This is a genomic window from Pseudomonas sp. SH10-3B (assembly GCF_019891415.1).
In the GTDB taxonomy this organism is placed as follows: Bacteria; Pseudomonadota; Gammaproteobacteria; order Pseudomonadales; family Pseudomonadaceae; genus Aquipseudomonas.
Genome location: NZ_JAFLXD010000127.1, coordinates 1 through 621, shown reverse-complemented (window position 1 = coordinate 621; position 621 = coordinate 1). Strand labels below are relative to the sequence as shown.

The window sequence follows — 621 nt, the reverse complement described above, 5'->3', positions numbered from 1 at the left end:
CTTCGTCGGTGGCCGTGAAGGTACCGGCGACAGTACCCGCCTTAACGGCGTTCTCATCGAGGGTATTCGCCGCGATGCTGATCACCGGCACGTCGTTGTGCAGGATGACAGACGGCTGCCCAGTGCTGTGAGAGTTCAGGCCTTCAGGGTCGGTGACGGTCAGGTCGATCTTCGGCAGTTGGTTGCCGGCGTTAACGAAGTCGGCGCCCTTCTGGGTCAGTACAACGTTATTGCCAGACAGGCTGTAGTAACCGTCTACGTTGCTGTTGCCGGTGAAGGTGATCGTCAGACCCGTGCGCGGCGTTTCTTCGTCGGAGGCCGTGAAAGTACCGGCGACAGTACCCGCCTTAGCGGCGTTCTCATCGAGGGTATTCGCCGCGATGCTGATCACCGGGATGTCGTTGTGCAGGGTGACGGTCGGCTGGCCGGTGCCGTTGGAACTGGCGCCATCAGGGTCGGTGACGGTCAGGTCGATTTTCGGCAGTTGATTGCCGGCGTTAACGAAGTCAGCACCCTTCTGGGTCAGTACGACGTTGTTGCCGGACAGGCTGTAGTAGCCGTCTACGTTGCTGTTGCCGGTGAAGGAAACAGTCAGGCCTTCGCGTGGTGTTTCTTCATCGG

General features: G+C 59.9%; 1 protein-coding gene. It reads right to left on the bottom strand.

All coding sequences use genetic code 11. From position 1 onward, the window contains the following. Positions 1–621, bottom strand: a 621-nt coding sequence (locus tag J1G35_RS30640) for a hypothetical protein (protein WP_223016877.1), incomplete at both ends; no start/stop codon positions are given.